10 protein-coding genes are annotated in these 15306 nt (G+C 65.1%); 9 read left to right on the forward strand and 1 reads right to left on the reverse strand.

All coding sequences use genetic code 11. The features are described from left to right. Positions 1-9 precede the first annotated feature (9 nt). On the forward strand, positions 10-1410 hold the full coding sequence (gene gltX / locus ACIDOCELLA78_RS89520; RefSeq protein WP_201728791.1) for a glutamate--tRNA ligase: 1401 nt from the start codon (positions 10-12) through the stop codon (positions 1408-1410). A 79-nt stretch (positions 1411-1489) separates the two neighbouring features. Here gltX and ACIDOCELLA78_RS89525 read toward each other — a convergent pair whose 3' ends face one another. Next, positions 1490-2470: an aldo/keto reductase gene (locus ACIDOCELLA78_RS89525; RefSeq protein ID WP_201728792.1), complete on the reverse strand. Its 981-nt coding sequence runs from the start codon at positions 2468-2470 to the stop codon at positions 1490-1492. 253 nt (positions 2471-2723) lie between these two features. Between ACIDOCELLA78_RS89525 and rplK the strand changes: the two genes are divergently transcribed. The 8 genes from rplK (at position 2724) to rpsG (ending at position 15298) form a co-directional block, all read left to right on the forward strand. After that, positions 2724-3158: a 50S ribosomal protein L11 gene (gene rplK / locus ACIDOCELLA78_RS89530; RefSeq protein WP_201728793.1), complete on the forward strand. Its 435-nt coding sequence runs from the start codon at positions 2724-2726 to the stop codon at positions 3156-3158. Between the two features lie 2 nt (positions 3159-3160). Beyond that, on the forward strand, positions 3161-3853 hold the full coding sequence (gene rplA / locus ACIDOCELLA78_RS89535; RefSeq protein WP_201728794.1) for a 50S ribosomal protein L1: 693 nt from the start codon (positions 3161-3163) through the stop codon (positions 3851-3853). 257 nt (positions 3854-4110) lie between these two features. Beyond that, complete coding sequence (gene rplJ / locus ACIDOCELLA78_RS89540) at positions 4111-4635, forward strand: 50S ribosomal protein L10 (protein WP_201728829.1); 525 nt, start codon at positions 4111-4113, stop codon at positions 4633-4635. A gap of 72 nt (positions 4636-4707) precedes the next feature. Continuing rightward, positions 4708-5091, forward strand: a complete 384-nt coding sequence (gene rplL / locus ACIDOCELLA78_RS89545) for a 50S ribosomal protein L7/L12 (protein ID WP_201728795.1) — start codon at positions 4708-4710, stop codon at positions 5089-5091. 221 nt (positions 5092-5312) lie between these two features. Beyond that, positions 5313-9515: a DNA-directed RNA polymerase subunit beta gene (rpoB, locus tag ACIDOCELLA78_RS89550; protein ID WP_201728796.1), complete on the forward strand. Its 4203-nt coding sequence runs from the start codon at positions 5313-5315 to the stop codon at positions 9513-9515. A gap of 70 nt (positions 9516-9585) precedes the next feature. After that, the gene (gene rpoC / locus ACIDOCELLA78_RS89555; protein WP_201728797.1) at positions 9586-13737 is read left to right on the forward strand and encodes a DNA-directed RNA polymerase subunit beta'; all 4152 of its coding nucleotides are present in this window, start codon (positions 9586-9588) and stop codon (positions 13735-13737) included. Between the two features lie 701 nt (positions 13738-14438). Continuing rightward, positions 14439-14810 (forward strand): 30S ribosomal protein S12, encoded by a 372-nt coding sequence (gene rpsL, locus ACIDOCELLA78_RS89560; RefSeq protein WP_007424169.1) that lies wholly within the window; start codon positions 14439-14441, stop codon positions 14808-14810. 11 nt (positions 14811-14821) lie between these two features. After that, positions 14822-15298 (forward strand): 30S ribosomal protein S7, encoded by a 477-nt coding sequence (gene rpsG, locus ACIDOCELLA78_RS89565; protein WP_201728798.1) that lies wholly within the window; start codon positions 14822-14824, stop codon positions 15296-15298. Positions 15299-15306 lie beyond the last annotated feature (8 nt).

A 15306-nucleotide genomic window follows, 5' to 3' on the forward strand; every position in this document is an offset into this window, starting at 1 on the left:
GCCGGCGGCATGACAATACGCGTCCGTTTCGCCCCGTCGCCCACCGGCATGCTCCATATCGGCGGCGCCCGCACCGCACTGTTCAACTATCTCTTCGCCCGCCATCACGGCGGCCAGTTCCTGCTCCGCATCGAGGATACCGACCGCGAGCGCAGCACGCCCGAGGCGACGCAGGTGATCCTCGACGCGCTGGACTGGCTCGACCTCAAATCGGACGAACCGCCGGTCTATCAGTCGACCCGCTACGCCCGCCATCGCGAGGTGGTCGAGCAGATGCTTGCGGCCGGCACGGCCTATCGCTGCTATTGCAGCCGCGAGGAGCTTGCCGAATTGCGCGCCGAGGCCGAGCGGAGCAAGAAGCCGTTCCGCTATGACGGGCGCTGGCGCGACCGCGACCCGGCCGAGGCGCCGCCCGGCGTCGATCCGGTGATCCGCCTGCGCGCCCCGCGCGAGGGCGAGACCGTGATCCATGACCTCGTCCAGGGCGAGGTGCGGGTGAGGAACGCCGAACTCGACGACATGATCCTGCTCCGGTCAGACGGCACGCCGACCTATCTGCACGCCGTCGTGGTGGATGATCACGACATGGCCATCTCCCATGTCATCCGTGGCGACGACCATCTGACCAACACGTTCCGCCAGGCCCAGATCTATGACGCGATGGGCTGGGCGCGGCCGAATTTCGCCCATATTCCGCTGATCCACGGCGCCGATGGGGCAAAGCTGTCGAAGCGCCACGGCGCCGTCTCGGTGCTGCAGTTTCGCGACGAGGGCTATCTGCCCGAGGCGCTCTGCAACTACCTGCTCCGCCTCGGCTGGGGCCATGGCGATGCCGAGATCCTGCCCCGCGACCAGCAGGTCGCGCTGTTCGACCTCGATGGCGTCGGCCGCGCCGCGAGCCGGATGGACTATGCCAAGCTTGTCCATGTCAACGCCGTCTTCCTTCGCGCCGCCGAGGATGAGCGGCTTGCCGCCGATATTGTTGCCCGGCTTGCGCGCGACCACGGCTTTACGGTGGGCACCGAGGCGGCCGGCCGCATCGGGATGCTGATGCCGGGGCTGAAGGAGCGCGCCCGCACCCTCGCCGAACTGGCGGAATCCGCCCTGTTCATCGTTCGCGAGGCGCCGCTGCCGATGACCGAAAAGGCCGCCGCCCTGCTCACCGAGGCGGCGCGCGACGACCTCGCGGCGCTGCTACTCGACTTCGACAACACCGATTTCTCGAAGGCGGCGCTGCACGAGGCGATGAAGGCCTATGCCGAACGCGAGGAGAAGAAGCTCGGCGCCATCGCCCAGCCGCTGCGCGCGGCGCTGACCGGCAGCACGGTCAGCCCGCCGATCGACGCGGTGATGGAAGCCCTCGGCCCGATCGAGGTCCGCAAGCGGATTTTCGCCGTTCTCGGCGAATAGCGCCGCTGTTCACGGCTGAAAAACGGCGGGCGCCGCAAGCCGCCCGCCATTCGCGTTTCAGCGGAGGAGGCGCGGGCGATCAGCGATTGACCGCCTTCAGCCCCGCTTCCGGATAGCGCGTGCCGGCGACGGTGCCGGCAGGCATGATCCGCTCGATCGCGGCGAGGTCTTCCGGCGTCAGCGTCACGTCGAGCGCGCCGATATTCTCGTCGAGATAGGTCCGGCGCTTGGTGCCCGGGATTGGCACGATATCCTCGCCCTGGGCGAGCACCCAGGCCAGTGCCAGTTGGCCCGCCGTGCAGCCCTTTTCCGCCGCGAGCGCCTTCACCTTGCCGACAAGTTCGAGATTCTTCGTGAAATTCTCGCCCTGGAAGCGCGGGGCGTGGCGGCGCCAGTCATCGGCGGCGAGATCGTCCGGCGTGCGGATCGCGCCGGTCAGGAAGCCGCGGCCGAGCGGTGAGTAGGGCACGAAGCCGATCCCGAGTTCGCGCACGGTGGCGAGGATGTCGCCCTCCGGCTCGCGCGACCAGAGCGAATATTCGGTTTGCAGCGCGGTGATCGGATGGATCTTGTGCGCCCGGCGGATGGTGGCCGGCGCCGCCTCGGACAGGCCGAGATGCCGCACCTTGCCGGCCTTCACCAGCTCCGCCATTGCGCCGACGGTCTCCTCGATCGGCACGTTCGGATCGACGCGGTGCTGGTAATAAAGGTCGATCGTGTCGATCCCGAGCCGCTGCAGCGAGGCGTCGCAGGCGCGGCGCACATAGTCCGGCCGGCCGTTGATGCCGAGGCGCTGGCGGTCTTCGCTGAATTCGTTGCCGAATTTGGTGGCGAGGACGATCCTGCTCCGGTTCGCCTTCACGAAATCGGACAGCAGGCGCTCATTGTCGCCGAAGCCGTACATGTCGGCCGAGTCGAAGAAGGTGATGCCGCGTTCCAGCGCGCGTTCGAGCGTCGCGCGCGCCTCCGCCTCGTCGCGTCCGGCATAGAAATCGGACATGCCCATGCAGCCGAGGCCGAGGGCGGAAACCGTAAGCGTGCCGAGTTTCCTTGTCTTCATGCGTGTCTCCATCTGTTGGGTCGCCGCCCATATGGGGCGTTCGTTGCGGTGATGCAGCCCTGTTGCCGTATTCTCAGGGTCCAGGCGGGATGTGTCTCGCGCGACTCGACAGCGGGGCCGCGGGGCTGTATAGCCCATCGCTCAATCGGAACGCGGGAGGTTCGGCCACGGGTGGCCGGGCCGGTGGAACCGCGGTCCATTGGCGTGTTTCGGGTTCGCCCGCCTGCACGCCTTCGGATCAGGAGCGCGCCTCATGGCGAAAAAAGTAGTCGGCTATATCAAGCTGCAGATTCCTGCGGGCAAGGCCAATCCGTCGCCGCCCGTCGGCCCCGCGCTCGGTCAGCGCGGTCTCAACATCATGCAGTTCTGCAAGGATTTCAACGCGGCGACCCAGGGAATGGAAGTGGGCATGCCGGTCCCGGTGGTGATCACCGCCTATGCGGACCGCACTTTCAGCTTCATCACCAAGACGCCGCCGAACACCTACTTCCTCAAGAAGGCCGCGGGTATCCCGAAAGGCTCGACCGCGACCGGCAAGGGTGCCACGGTCGGCAAGGTGACGATGAGCCAGCTGCGCGAAATCGCGCAGACCAAGATGGTTCACATGAATGCGAACGATGTCGATGGCGCGGTGCGCATGCTGATCGGTTCGGCCCGCTCGATGGGCCTTTCGGTGGTGGAGGGCTGATCATGGCGAAGAACAAGCGGCTGGTGAAAGCGCAATCCACCGTCGATCAGGCGAAGCTCTATCCGGTGGTGGAGGCGATGGCGCTGGTGAAATCCAACGCCACGGCAAAGTTCGACGAGACGGTCGAGCTGTCGCTCAACCTCGGCATCGATCCGCGCCATGCCGACCAGATGGTGCGCGGCCTGCTCAGCCTGCCGAACGGCACCGGCAAGACGCTGCGCGTCGGCGTGTTCGCGCGCGGCCCGAAGGCCGAGGAGGCGAAGGCGGCCGGTGCGGATGTGGTCGGCGCCGAGGACCTCGCCGAGCTGGTCCAGAATGGCACGATCGAATTCGACCGCTGCATCGCGACGCCGGACATGATGGCCCTGGTCGGCCGTCTCGGCAAGATTCTCGGCCCGCGTGGCCTGATGCCGAATCCGAAGCTCGGCACCGTGACGATGGACGTCAAGGGCGCGATCACCGCCGCCAAGTCGGGCCAGATCGAGTTCCGCGCCGAGAAGGCGGGGATCATTCACGCCGGCATCGGCAAGGCGAGCTTCGAGGTCGAGAAGCTGGTGGAGAACGCGAAGGCCCTGGTCGACGCGATCCAGAAGGCCAAGCCGGCGGGCGCCAAGGGCACCTATCTGCAGAAGGCGGCGCTCTCCTCCACCATGGGGCCGGGCGTGCGTGTGGATGTGGGCAGTCTTTCTGCCTGATGAGATGCGCCGGAGCCTCGGCTCCGGCCATGACGGGATCGGCCGGTTCGCGCCGGCGGTTCCGGACCTGTCCAAGACGGCATGTGGCGCAAGCCTTGAAGGGAAGTCTCCCGCACGCCGGAGACGGGGATCGGGGCGTTTTGTTCCGATGGTTCCGGTCTGAGGACAGGCGAACGGCGGCCGGGATGGTCCCGGCTGCCTGGGCAACCCGGCGGGATACGGTCCAAACGTATTTCGCCTGACGAGTGGAGATCGACGTGGATCGCGCACAGAAGCGTGAATTCGTGGACCAGCTCGCCGCGGTGTTCGCCGAGACGTCGATGGTCGTGGTCAGCCGCAATGATGGTCTGACCGTGGCCGATGTCACGGCACTGCGCGTGAAGATGCGGGAAGCGGGCGCGCAGTACAAGGTGGCGAAGAACCGTCTGGCTCACCTCGCCTTGGAAGGGACCCGATTCGACGGGCTGAAGCCGATGCTGAAGGGGCCGACCGCGATTGCGTGGTCGCAGGACCCTGTGGCGGTGGCGAAGGTGGCCGTCGAGTTCGCCAAGACCAACGAGAAGTTCGTGCTGGTCGGCGGCGCGCTTGGGACGCAGATGCTCGATGCATCCGGCGTCAAGGCGCTCGCCGAACTGCCGTCGCTCGATCAGCTCCGCGCCAGGCTCCTGGGTCTCATCCAGGCGCCGGCGACGAAGGTGGCGGGCGTGCTGCAGGCTCCGGCCGGCCAGCTCGCGCGGGTCTTTGCGGCCTATGCCAAGGCGGATGAGGCCGACGCGGCCTGAGACGAGATGAGGCGAGCCGGCAGGGTCGGCTTGCATGGAACCAACTGAACGACTATTCTAAGGAATTGAACAATGGCTGATCTGGCAAATCTGGTTGAACAGCTTTCGAGCCTGACTGTTCTCGAAGCGGCGGAGCTTTCCAAGCTGCTCGAGGACAAGTGGGGCGTTTCGGCTGCGGCTCCGGTCGCGGTTGCGGCGGCGATGCCTGCCGGTGGCGGTGCTGCCGCCGCGCCGGCCGAGGAGAAGACCGAATTCAACGTGATCCTCAAGGTCGCTGGCGACAAGAAGATCAACGTGATCAAGGAAATCCGCACGATCACCGGCCTCGGCCTCAAGGAGGCCAAGGATCTCGTCGAGGGCGCGCCGAAGACCGTGAAGGAAGGCGTGAACAAGGACGAGGCCGAGAAGATCAAGAAGGTTCTGGAAGAGCAGGGCGCATCTGTCGGCATCGAGTGATGTTACCCCGCGCCGCGCGGCCTTCGGGCCGTCGGCGCGACAGGACTGAAACTGGCGGGGCGCCCCATGGCGCTCCGCCCGTTTGCCGTTGCGTGCCTCGGGCGAGGGCGTGGCGGCGGTTGATGACTGGCGGGGTTTCCCGCCGCTGACGCGGCGACGCCCGGGCTGATGGTAGCCCCGGGCCGCGGCGCGGTCACTGGAATGAAGATCGGGGTCTGAGCATGAATGCGATTTCGGGTGGCCTGAACAAAGTTTCCTTCACCAATCGCAAGCGCATCCGCAAGAGCTTCGGGCGTATCCCTGAAACCACGCCGATGCCGAATCTGATCGACGTGCAGCGCGCGAGCTATGACGCGTTCCTGCAGATGCACGTCTCACCCGACTCCCGCACCAATTCCGGGCTGCAGGAAGTCTTCAAGTCGGTCTTCCCGATCGACGATTTTGCCGGCCGCGGCCGTCTCGAATTCGTCTATTACGAGCTCGAGGAGCCGAAATACGACGTCGAGGAATGCATCCAGCGCGGCATGACCTATGCCGCGCCGCTCAAGGTGGTGCTGCGTCTGATCGTCTGGGATGTCGATGAAGATACCGGCGCTCGCTCGATCCGCGACATCAAGGAGCAGCCCGTGTACATGGGCGACATGCCGCTGATGACCGACAACGGCACCTTCGTCGTGAACGGCACCGAGCGCGTCATCGTCAGCCAGATGCACCGCAGCCCCGGCGTGTTCTTCGACCATGACAAGGGCAAGACCCACAGCTCCGGCAAGTATCTCTTTGCCGCTCGCGTCATTCCCTATCGCGGCTCCTGGCTCGATTTCGAATTCGACGCCAAGGACCTTATCTATGTCCGCATCGACCGCAAGCGGAAGCTGCCGGTCACGACGCTGCTCTACGCGCTTGAGGGGCGCGCGACCGAGGCGCTGCGCGCCGCGCGCGAGGCCAAGGGCGAGACGCTGGAGATCGGCGAGATTCGCGGCATGGATGCCGAGGAGATCCTTGGTTTCTTCTATGGCAAGGTGCCGTTCACCCGCACCCGCACCGCCGGAGGGGAGGGGGCCTGGGCGCGTCCGTTCGAGCCGGAAACCTTCCGCGGCGCCAAGCTGGTCGAGGACCTGGTGGACGCCGAGACCGGCGAGGTTGTCGCCAAGGCCGATGACAAGCTCACCGCGCGCACCGCGCGGCAGATCGCGGCCAAGACCCGCTCCGTGCTCGTCAGCCGCGCCGACCTGGTCGGCCGTTTCGTGGCGGAAGATCTGTTCGATCCGAATACCGGTGAGATTTTCGCCGACGCGGGCGAGGAAATCTCCGACGCCAAGCTGAAGGTGCTGGAGGATGCCGGGCTCGACGAGATTCCGACGCTTGCGATCGATCAGGCCAAGGGGCCGTGGATCCGCAACACGCTCGCGACCGACAAGAATGCCAGCCGCGAGGACGCGCTGATCGACATCTACCGGGTGATCCGCCCTGGCGAGCCGCCGACCTCGGAAACCGCCGAGGCGCTGTTCCGGGGCCTGTTCTTCGACTCCGAGCGCTACGACCTCTCGGCGGTCGGCCGCGTCAAGATGAACATGCGGCTCGGCGTTGAATGCGAGGACACGGTGCGGGTGCTGCGCAAGGAAGACATCCTGCGCACCATCCAGATCATGTGCGAGCTGAAGGACGGCCGCGGCCAGATCGACGACATCGACAATCTCGGCAATCGTCGTGTCCGCTCGGTCGGCGAGCTGATGGAAAACCAGTATCGCGTCGGCCTGCTCCGCATGGAGCGCGCCATTCGCGAGCGGATGGGCTCGGTCGATATCGACGGGGTAATGCCGCACGACCTGATCAACGCCAAGCCGGCGGCGGCGGCGGTGCGGGAATTCTTCGGTTCGTCGCAGCTCTCGCAGTTCATGGACCAGACCAATCCGCTTTCGGAAGTCACCCACAAGCGCCGTCTCTCGGCCCTTGGGCCGGGTGGTCTGACCCGCGAGCGGGCCGGGTTCGAGGTTCGCGACGTGCACCCGACGCATTACGGCCGTATCTGCCCGATCGAAACGCCGGAAGGCCCGAATATCGGCCTGATCAACTCGCTGGCCACCTTCGCCAAGGTGAACAAGTATGGCTTCATCGAGACGCCCTATCGCCTGGTGAAGGATGGCAAGGTGCTCGATGACTACAAGTATCTCTCGGCGATGGAGGAGGAGCGCCTCACCGTTGCCCAGGCCGATGCGCCGAAGCTCGCCGACGGCACGCTGACCGAGGATCTGGTTTCGGTGCGCCGCAATGGTGATTTCCGTCTGGTCAAGCCCGACGAGGTTACCGCGATCGACGTCTCGCCGCGCCAGCTCGTCTCCGTCGCCGCGGCGCTGATCCCCTTCCTTGAGAACGACGACGCCAACCGCGCGCTGATGGGCTCGAACATGCAGCGCCAGGCGGTGCCGCTGATCCGTTCCGATGCGCCGCTGGTCGGCACCGGCATGGAAGCGCCGGTTGCCCGCGACTCGGGCGCGACAATCGTGGCCCGCCGCGCCGGCGTGATCGACCAGATCGACGGCGCGCGCATCGTGGTGCGCGCCACCGGCGAGGATGGCACGACCCAGGGCGTGGATATCTATCGCCTGCGCAAATACATGCGCTCGAACCAGTCAACCTGCATCAACCAGCGTCCGCTGGTGCGGGTGGGCGACCGCGTCGGCGCCGGCGACATCATCGCCGATGGTCCGTCGACCGAGCTGGGCGAACTCGCGCTTGGCCGCAACGTGCTTTGCGCGTTCATGCCGTGGAACGGGTATAACTTCGAGGACTCCATCCTCATCTCGGAGCGCGTTGCCCGCGAGGACATGTTCACCTCGATCCATATCGAGGAATTCGAGGTGATGGCCCGCGATACCAAGCTGGGGCAGGAGGAAATCACCCGCGACATTCCGAATGTCGGCGAGGAAGCGCTGCGCAACCTGGATGAGGCCGGCATCGTCTATGTCGGGGCAGAGGTGAATCCGGGCGACATCCTGGTCGGCAAGGTCACGCCGAAGGGCGAGAGCCCGATGACGCCGGAGGAAAAACTGCTGCGCGCGATCTTCGGCGAAAAGGCGTCGGATGTGCGCGACACCTCGCTGAAGCTGCCGCCGGGGGTGAACGGCACGGTCGTGGATGTGCGGGTGTTCAACCGCCGGGGCGTCGACAAGGATGAGCGCGCCCTGGCGATCGAGCGCGCCGAGATCGAACGCCTTGCCAAGGACCGGGACGACGAGCGCGCCATTCAGGAACGCGCCTTCCTCAACCGGCTGCGCGAGAAGCTGCTCGGCCAGGTTGCCGGGTCCGGCTACAAGGGCGTGCGGTCGGGCACCGAGATCACCACAGCGTTGCTGGCCGAGGTGCCGCGTGGCGCCTGGCGCAACCTGACGGTGCAGGACGACCGGGTGATGGCGGAGATCGAGACGCTGAAGCGCGAGTTCGATGCCGCCGTGCACAAGCTGCAGCAGCGTTTCGAGAGCAAGGTCGAGAAGCTCCAGCGCGGCGATGAAATGCCGCCTGGCGTGATGAAGATGGTCAAGGTGTTCATCGCGGTGAAGCGCAAGCTGCAGCCGGGCGACAAGATGGCCGGCCGGCACGGCAACAAGGGTGTCGTCTCCCGCGTTGTCCCGATCGAGGACATGCCGTTCCTGGAAGACGGTACGGCCGTCGATGTCGTGCTCAATCCGCTCGGCGTGCCCTCGCGCATGAATGTCGGGCAGATTCTCGAGACGCATCTTGGCTGGGCCTGCGCCAACCTTGGCAAGCAGATCGGCGAGGCGGTCGAGGCGTATCGTCGCGACGCTGCCGAGCGGGAGCGGCTGCACGGGATGCTGAAGAGCGCCTATGGCGAGGCGATCTACAACGAGCAGATCGCCTCGATGTCGGAAGCCGAGGTGCAGGAGCTGTGCGGCAACATCCGCAAGGGCGTGCCGATCGCCACCCCCGTGTTCGATGGCGCGCGCATCACCGATATCGAGGACATGCTGGCCAAGGCCGGCCTCGACGTCTCCGGCCAGATGACCGTGTTCGACGGCCGGACTGGCGAGCAGTTCGAGCGCAAGGTGACGGTGGGCTACATGTACATGCTCAAGCTCGGTCACATGGTTGACGACAAGATCCATGCCCGCTCGATCGGCCCCTACAGCCTCGTCACCCAGCAGCCGCTGGGCGGCAAGGCGCAGTTCGGCGGCCAGCGCTTCGGCGAGATGGAGGTCTGGGCGCTCGAGGCCTATGGCGCGGCCTACACGCTGCAGGAGATGCTGACCGTGAAGTCGGACGACGTTTCGGGCCGCACCAAGGTCTATGAGGCGATCGTGCGCGAGCAGGACAATTTCGAGGCCGGCGTGCCCGAGAGCTTCAACGTTCTGACCAAGGAACTGAAGTCGCTCGGCCTCAACGTCGATCTCAACCAGTCCGTGGACTGACCAGGACCGTTCGGATTTGTCATGGCGCGGGGCGGCAAGCCCGTTCCGCGCTGATGAAAGGGACTATCGCATGAACGATTTGATGAAGATTCTCGGCCAGACCGGTCAGGCCGCCACGTTCGACCAGATCCGTATCCAGATCGCCTCGCCGGAGCAGATCCGCTCCTGGTCGTATGGCGAGATCAAGAAGCCGGAGACCATCAACTACCGCACCTTCAAGCCGGAGCGCGACGGCCTGTTCTGTGCCCGCATCTTCGGGCCGATCAAGGACTATGAGTGCCTGTGCGGCAAGTACAAGCGGATGAAGTTCCGCGGGATCATCTGCGAGAAATGCGGCGTCGAGGTGACGCTGGCCAAGGTGCGCCGCGAGCGCATGGGCCATATCGAGCTGGCCTCGCCGGTCGCGCATATCTGGTTCCTGAAGTCGCTGCCGAGTCGCATCGCGACCATGGTCGAGATGACGCTGAAGGATCTGGAGAAGGTTCTCTATTTCGAGAATTATATCGTTCTCGATCCCTACACGACCGACCTCAAGCGCTACCAGCTCCTTTCCGAGGATGAGCTGTACGCGAAGCAGGACGAGTTCGGCGAGGACGGGTTCAAGGCGGGCATCGGCGCCGAGGCGGTGAAGTCGATCCTTGCGGGAGTCGATCTCGAGGCCGAACGGGCGATCATGCGCGCCGACCTCAAGGAGGCGACCTCCGAGGCCAAGCGCAAGAAGCTGGTCAAGCGGCTGAAGCTGGTCGAGGCGTTCATCGAATCAGGCACCCGCCCGGAATGGATGATCATGGATGTTGTTCCGGTCATTCCGCCCGAGCTGCGCCCGCTCGTGCCGCTCGATGGTGGCCGTTTCGCCACGTCGGACCTGAACGATCTCTATCGCCGCGTGATCAACCGCAACAACCGCCTCAAGCGGCTGATCGAGCTGCGCGCGCCGGACATCATCGTGCGCAACGAGAAGCGCATGCTCCAGGAATCGGTCGACGCGCTGTTCGATAACGGCCGTCGCGGCCGCGCCATCACCGGCACCAACAAGCGGCCGCTGAAATCGCTATCCGACATGCTGAAGGGCAAGCAGGGCCGCTTCCGCCAGAACCTGCTGGGCAAGCGCGTCGACTATTCCGGCCGTTCGGTCATCGTCGTCGGGCCGGAGCTGAAGCTGCACCAGTGCGGCCTGCCGAAGAAGATGGCGCTGGAGCTGTTCAAGCCCTTCATCTACGCCAAGCTCGAGAAATACGGCCTCGCCACCACGATCAAGGCGGCGAAGCGTATGGTCGAGAAGGAACGCCCCGAGGTGTGGGACATCCTTGAGGAGGTGATCCGCGAGCATCCGGTGCTGCTCAACCGCGCGCCGACGCTGCACCGCCTCGGCATTCAGGCGTTCGAGCCGATCCTGATCGAGGGCAAGGCGATCCAGCTGCATCCGCTGGTCTGCACCGCCTTCAACGCCGACTTCGACGGCGACCAGATGGCGGTTCACGTGCCGCTTTCGATTGAGGCGCAGCTCGAGGCGCGTGTGCTCATGATGAGCACGAACAACATTCTTAACCCGGCCAACGGCAAGCCGATCATCGTGCCGAGCCAGGACATCGTGCTCGGGCTCTATTATCTCTCGCTTGAAACCCCGGCCTTCAGCGCGGTCGAGGACAAGGAGGCGCCGTTGTTCGGCACGATGGGCGAGATCGAGCATGCGCTCGATTCCGGGCATCTGAAGCTGCACGACAAGATCCGCGCCCGCGTCGTTCGCACGCATCCGGACGGCACGCGCACGACCGAGGTGGTCGCGACCACGCCGGGCCGCATGATGATCGGCCAGCTTCTGCCCAAGCATCACGACGTTCCCTTCGCCCTGGTCAACCAGCTGCTGACCAAGAAGAAGGTGTCGGACGTGATCGACGCCGTCTATCGCCATTGCGGGCAGAAGGAGTCGGTGATTTTCTGCGACCGTCTGATGGGGCTCGGGTTCCGCCAGGCGGCCAAGGCCGGCATCTCCTTCGGCAAGGACGACATGGTCATCCCGGCCGAGAAATACGGCCTGCTGGAAAAGACACAGGCCGAGGTCAAGGAATACGAGGCGCAGTATCACGACGGTCTCATCACCGCCGGCGAGCGCTACAACAAGGTGATCGACGCGTGGTCGCGCTGTAACGACGAGGTTGCCGCGGCGATGATGCGCGAGATTTCGCGCCAGGATCCCGGCAAGCCGACCAACTCGGTCTGGATGATGAGCCATTCCGGCGCCCGTGGGTCGCCAACGCAGATGCGCCAGCTCGCCGGCATGCGCGGCCTGATGGCCAAGCCGTCGGGCGAGATCATCGAGCAGCCGATCCTGTCGAACTTCAAGGAAGGCCTGACCGTCGCCGAATACTTCAACTCGACCCACGGCGCCCGCAAGGGTCTCGCGGACACCGCGCTGAAGACGGCGAACTCCGGTTACCTCACCCGCCGTCTGGTCGACGTGGCGCAGGATTGCATCATCGTCAGCACCGATTGCGGCACCGAGCGTGGCCTGACGGTTCGGGCGGTGATGGACGGCGGCGAGGTCGTCTCCTCGATTTCGGAGCGGATACTCGGCCGGACCGCGGCGGAGGACGTGCTCGACCCGACCGACGAGACCGTCATCGTCCGGGCGAACGAGCTGATCGGCGAAGTCGACTCGATGCATATCGAGAAGCTCGGCGTCGAGAGCGTGAAGATCCGCTCGGTGCTGACCTGCGAGGCCAAGGTGGGCGTTTGCGCCAAGTGCTATGGGCGCGACCTCGCGCGCGGCACGCCGGTGAATATCGGCGAGGCGGTCGGCGTGATTGCCGCCCAGTCGATCGGCGAGCCGGGTACGCAGCTGACCATGCGCACCTTCCACATTGGCGGCGCCGCGCAGCGTGGCGCCGAGCAGTCGAGCGTCGAGGCCAGCCACGACGGCACGGTGACGATCCGTAACCGCAACGTGGTGTCGAACTCGGCCGGCGCCCCGATCGTGATGAGCCGCAACTGCGAGATCGCCCTGAATGATGCGTCCGGCCGCGAGCGTGCCCGCTTCCGTGTGCCCTATGGCGCAAGGCTGCTGGTCGACGAGGACCAGACAGTGGCGCGCGGACAGAAGCTGGCCGAGTGGGATCCGTATACCCTGCCGATCATCACCGAGCGCGCGGGCATGGTTGAATACGCCGATCTGCTCGAGGGCGTGACCCTGGTCGAGCGGGTCGACGAGGTGACGGGCCTGACCTCCAAGGTGGTGGTGGACTACAAGCAGTCGGCCAAGGGGGCGGATTTGCGCCCGCGCCTCATTCTGAAGGATGAGCGCGGCGAGGTGCTGCGCCTCGCGAACGGTGCGGAAGCCCGCTACTTCCTCAGCCCCGATTCGATTCTTTCGGTGGAAAACGGTGCGACCGTGCATGCCGGCGACGTTCTCGCCCGCATTCCGCGCGAGGGCAGCAAGACGCGCGATATCACCGGCGGTCTGCCGCGCGTCGCCGAGCTGTTCGAGGCCCGCCGTCCGAAGGATCACGCGATCATCGCTGAAACCGACGGGCGCGTGGAATTCGGCAAGGACTACAAGGCGAAGCGCCGCGTCATCGTCAAGAACGACGAGACCGGCGAGGAAACCGAGTATCTGGTGCCGAAGGGCAAGCACGTTTCGGTGCAGGAGGGCGACTATGTCCACCGCGGCGATCCGCTGGTCGATGGTCCGCGCGTTCCGCATGACATCCTGCGGGTGATGGGGGTCGAGGCGCTGTCCGAATATCTCATCAACGAGATCCAGGACGTCTACCGGCTGCAGGGTGTGAAGATCAACGACAAGCACATCGAGGTGGTCGTTCGCCAGATGCTGCAGAAGATCGAGATCACCGAACCGGGCGACACGACCTATCTGATCGGCGAGCTGGTCGACCGGATCGAGTTCGAGGAAGAGAACGAGCGGCGCCTGCGCGCGGGTGAGCGGCCGGCCGGTGGCCTGCCGGTGTTGCAGGGCATCACCAAGGCCAGCCTGCAGACGCTCAGCTTCATCTCGGCGGCGTCGTTCCAGGAGACCACGCGCGTCCTCACGGAGGCGGCGACAGCCGGCAAGACCGACCAGTTGCTGGGGCTCAAGGAGAACGTCATCGTTGGCCGCCTGATCCCTGCCGGCACCGGCAGCGTGATGAGCCGCCTGCGTTCGATCGCGGCTGGCCGCGATCGCTCGACGCTCGCCTCGACCCGCACGGCGCTGCCAGCGGCGGACTGATCCACCACCCCTGGAATTCGCACGCGAATTCCAGGGGCAAGCGGCGTCCTGGCGTCAGGCCTTTCGAGACTTGTCCTGACCCTGGACTGCCACGGGCTTCCGGCGATGTTTCACGAACTCACCCGACCGGGCGAACAGCTCAGGTCGGGTGATCGCTTGCAACAGGATGGCACGGCGAGCGTCTCCTTCATCTCCCGGCGCTTCACATCCCGTTCCTGGAGCATCATCCGATCGGACGGCGTCATCTGATCATGTAACGATGCTCTGATTATCAAGATCATAGGGCACTGCATCCGATCCGGGTTGTGTCCAATCAGATGCGTCTCCCCGGCCCGGCGATGCACGAGGGATCGGGGATGTTTCGCTCCCCGGGCCGCGATGCGGCGGCAGAAACCCGTTCGATCTTGCGGAAGCTGTCTGCACGGCGGGCGTATATCCAGCCTCGTGGCCGGGCGGCCTGGAAAATCCCCTCGCGGTGCTTGACTTGCCGCTGATCCCCTCTTAAGGATGGCGACCTCAGCGAGGCCCGGGATCGTCCGGTCGCGCGGCTCATTTATTCTCACGCTTGCGGCGCCGCCACCCTGGGGATCGGGTGGCTAAGGTCGCAAGTCTGGGTTTCCGCAGACGGGGATTACTCCGGGCTGCGGCGTTGTTATGAGCGCGCGGCAAAGCGTAACCGGCAAGAAGGATCAGGATCGAGCATGCCGACTATCAACCAGTTGATCGCCAAGGGGCGCGAAGTTCGGGCCAAGCGGAACAAGGTGCCCGCGCTGCAGGGTTGCCCGCAGAAGCGTGGCGTCTGTACGCGCGTTTACACGACGACCCCGAAGAAGCCGAACTCGGCGCTCCGCAAGGTCGCCAAGGTGCGCCTGACCAACGGTTATGAAGTTGTGAGCTATATTCCTGGTGAAGGTCATAACCTGCAGGAGCACTCTGTCGTGCTGATCCGCGGCGGCCGCGTGAAGGACCTTCCCGGCGTGCGCTATCATATCCTGCGCGGCGTCCTCGATACGCAGGGCATTGCCAAGCGTCGTCAGCGCCGTTCGCTCTACGGCGCCAAGCGGCCGAAGTAAGGAGAGTTTCCGTGAGCAGACGCCATTCCGCCGTCAAGCGCGAAGTTTTGCCGGATCCGAAGTTCGGTGATGTCGTCATCAGCCGTTTCATGAACGTGCTGATGTATGACGGTAAGAAATCGATTGCCGAATCCATCGTTTATGGGGCGCTTGACAGCCTGAAGAAGCGCGGCGGTCAGAATGCCGACCCGGTTCGTCTCTTCCACGAGGCGCTGGACAATGTGAAGCCGGCGATCGAGGTGCGCTCCCGCCGTGTTGGCGGTGCGACGTATCAGGTCCCTGTCGAGGTTCGTTCCGAGCGCCGGCAAGCGCTGGCGATCCGCTGGATCATCGAGTCCGCCCGCAAGCGCGGCGAGCACACGATGGAAGATCGCCTCTCCAACGAGCTGCTCGATGCGGTGAATAATCGCGGGGCGGCTGTGAAGAAGCGTGAAGACACGCATCGCATGGCTGAGGCGAACAAGGCGTTCAGCCACTACCGCTGGTAAGCAACCGT

The sequence above is a fragment of the Acidocella sp. C78 genome (genome assembly GCF_907164655.1).

Bases quoted from the DNA above. Each gene is read 5' to 3' on its own strand.
- rplK (WP_201728793.1), top strand. From the start codon at position 2,724: ATGGCGAAAAAAGTAGTCGGCTATATCAAGCTGCAGATTCCTGCGGGC.
- ACIDOCELLA78_RS89525 (WP_201728792.1), bottom strand. From the start codon at position 2,470: ATGAAGACAAGGAAACTCGGCACGCTTACGGTTTCCGCCCTCGGCCTC.
- rpoC (WP_201728797.1), top strand. From the start codon at position 9,586: ATGAACGATTTGATGAAGATTCTCGGCCAGACCGGTCAGGCCGCCACG.
- gltX (WP_201728791.1), top strand. From the start codon at position 10: ATGACAATACGCGTCCGTTTCGCCCCGTCGCCCACCGGCATGCTCCAT.
- rpoB (WP_201728796.1), top strand. From the start codon at position 5,313: ATGAATGCGATTTCGGGTGGCCTGAACAAAGTTTCCTTCACCAATCGC.
- rpsL (WP_007424169.1), top strand. From the start codon at position 14,439: ATGCCGACTATCAACCAGTTGATCGCCAAGGGGCGCGAAGTTCGGGCC.
- rplL (WP_201728795.1), top strand. From the start codon at position 4,708: ATGGCTGATCTGGCAAATCTGGTTGAACAGCTTTCGAGCCTGACTGTT.
- rplA (WP_201728794.1), top strand. From the start codon at position 3,161: ATGGCGAAGAACAAGCGGCTGGTGAAAGCGCAATCCACCGTCGATCAG.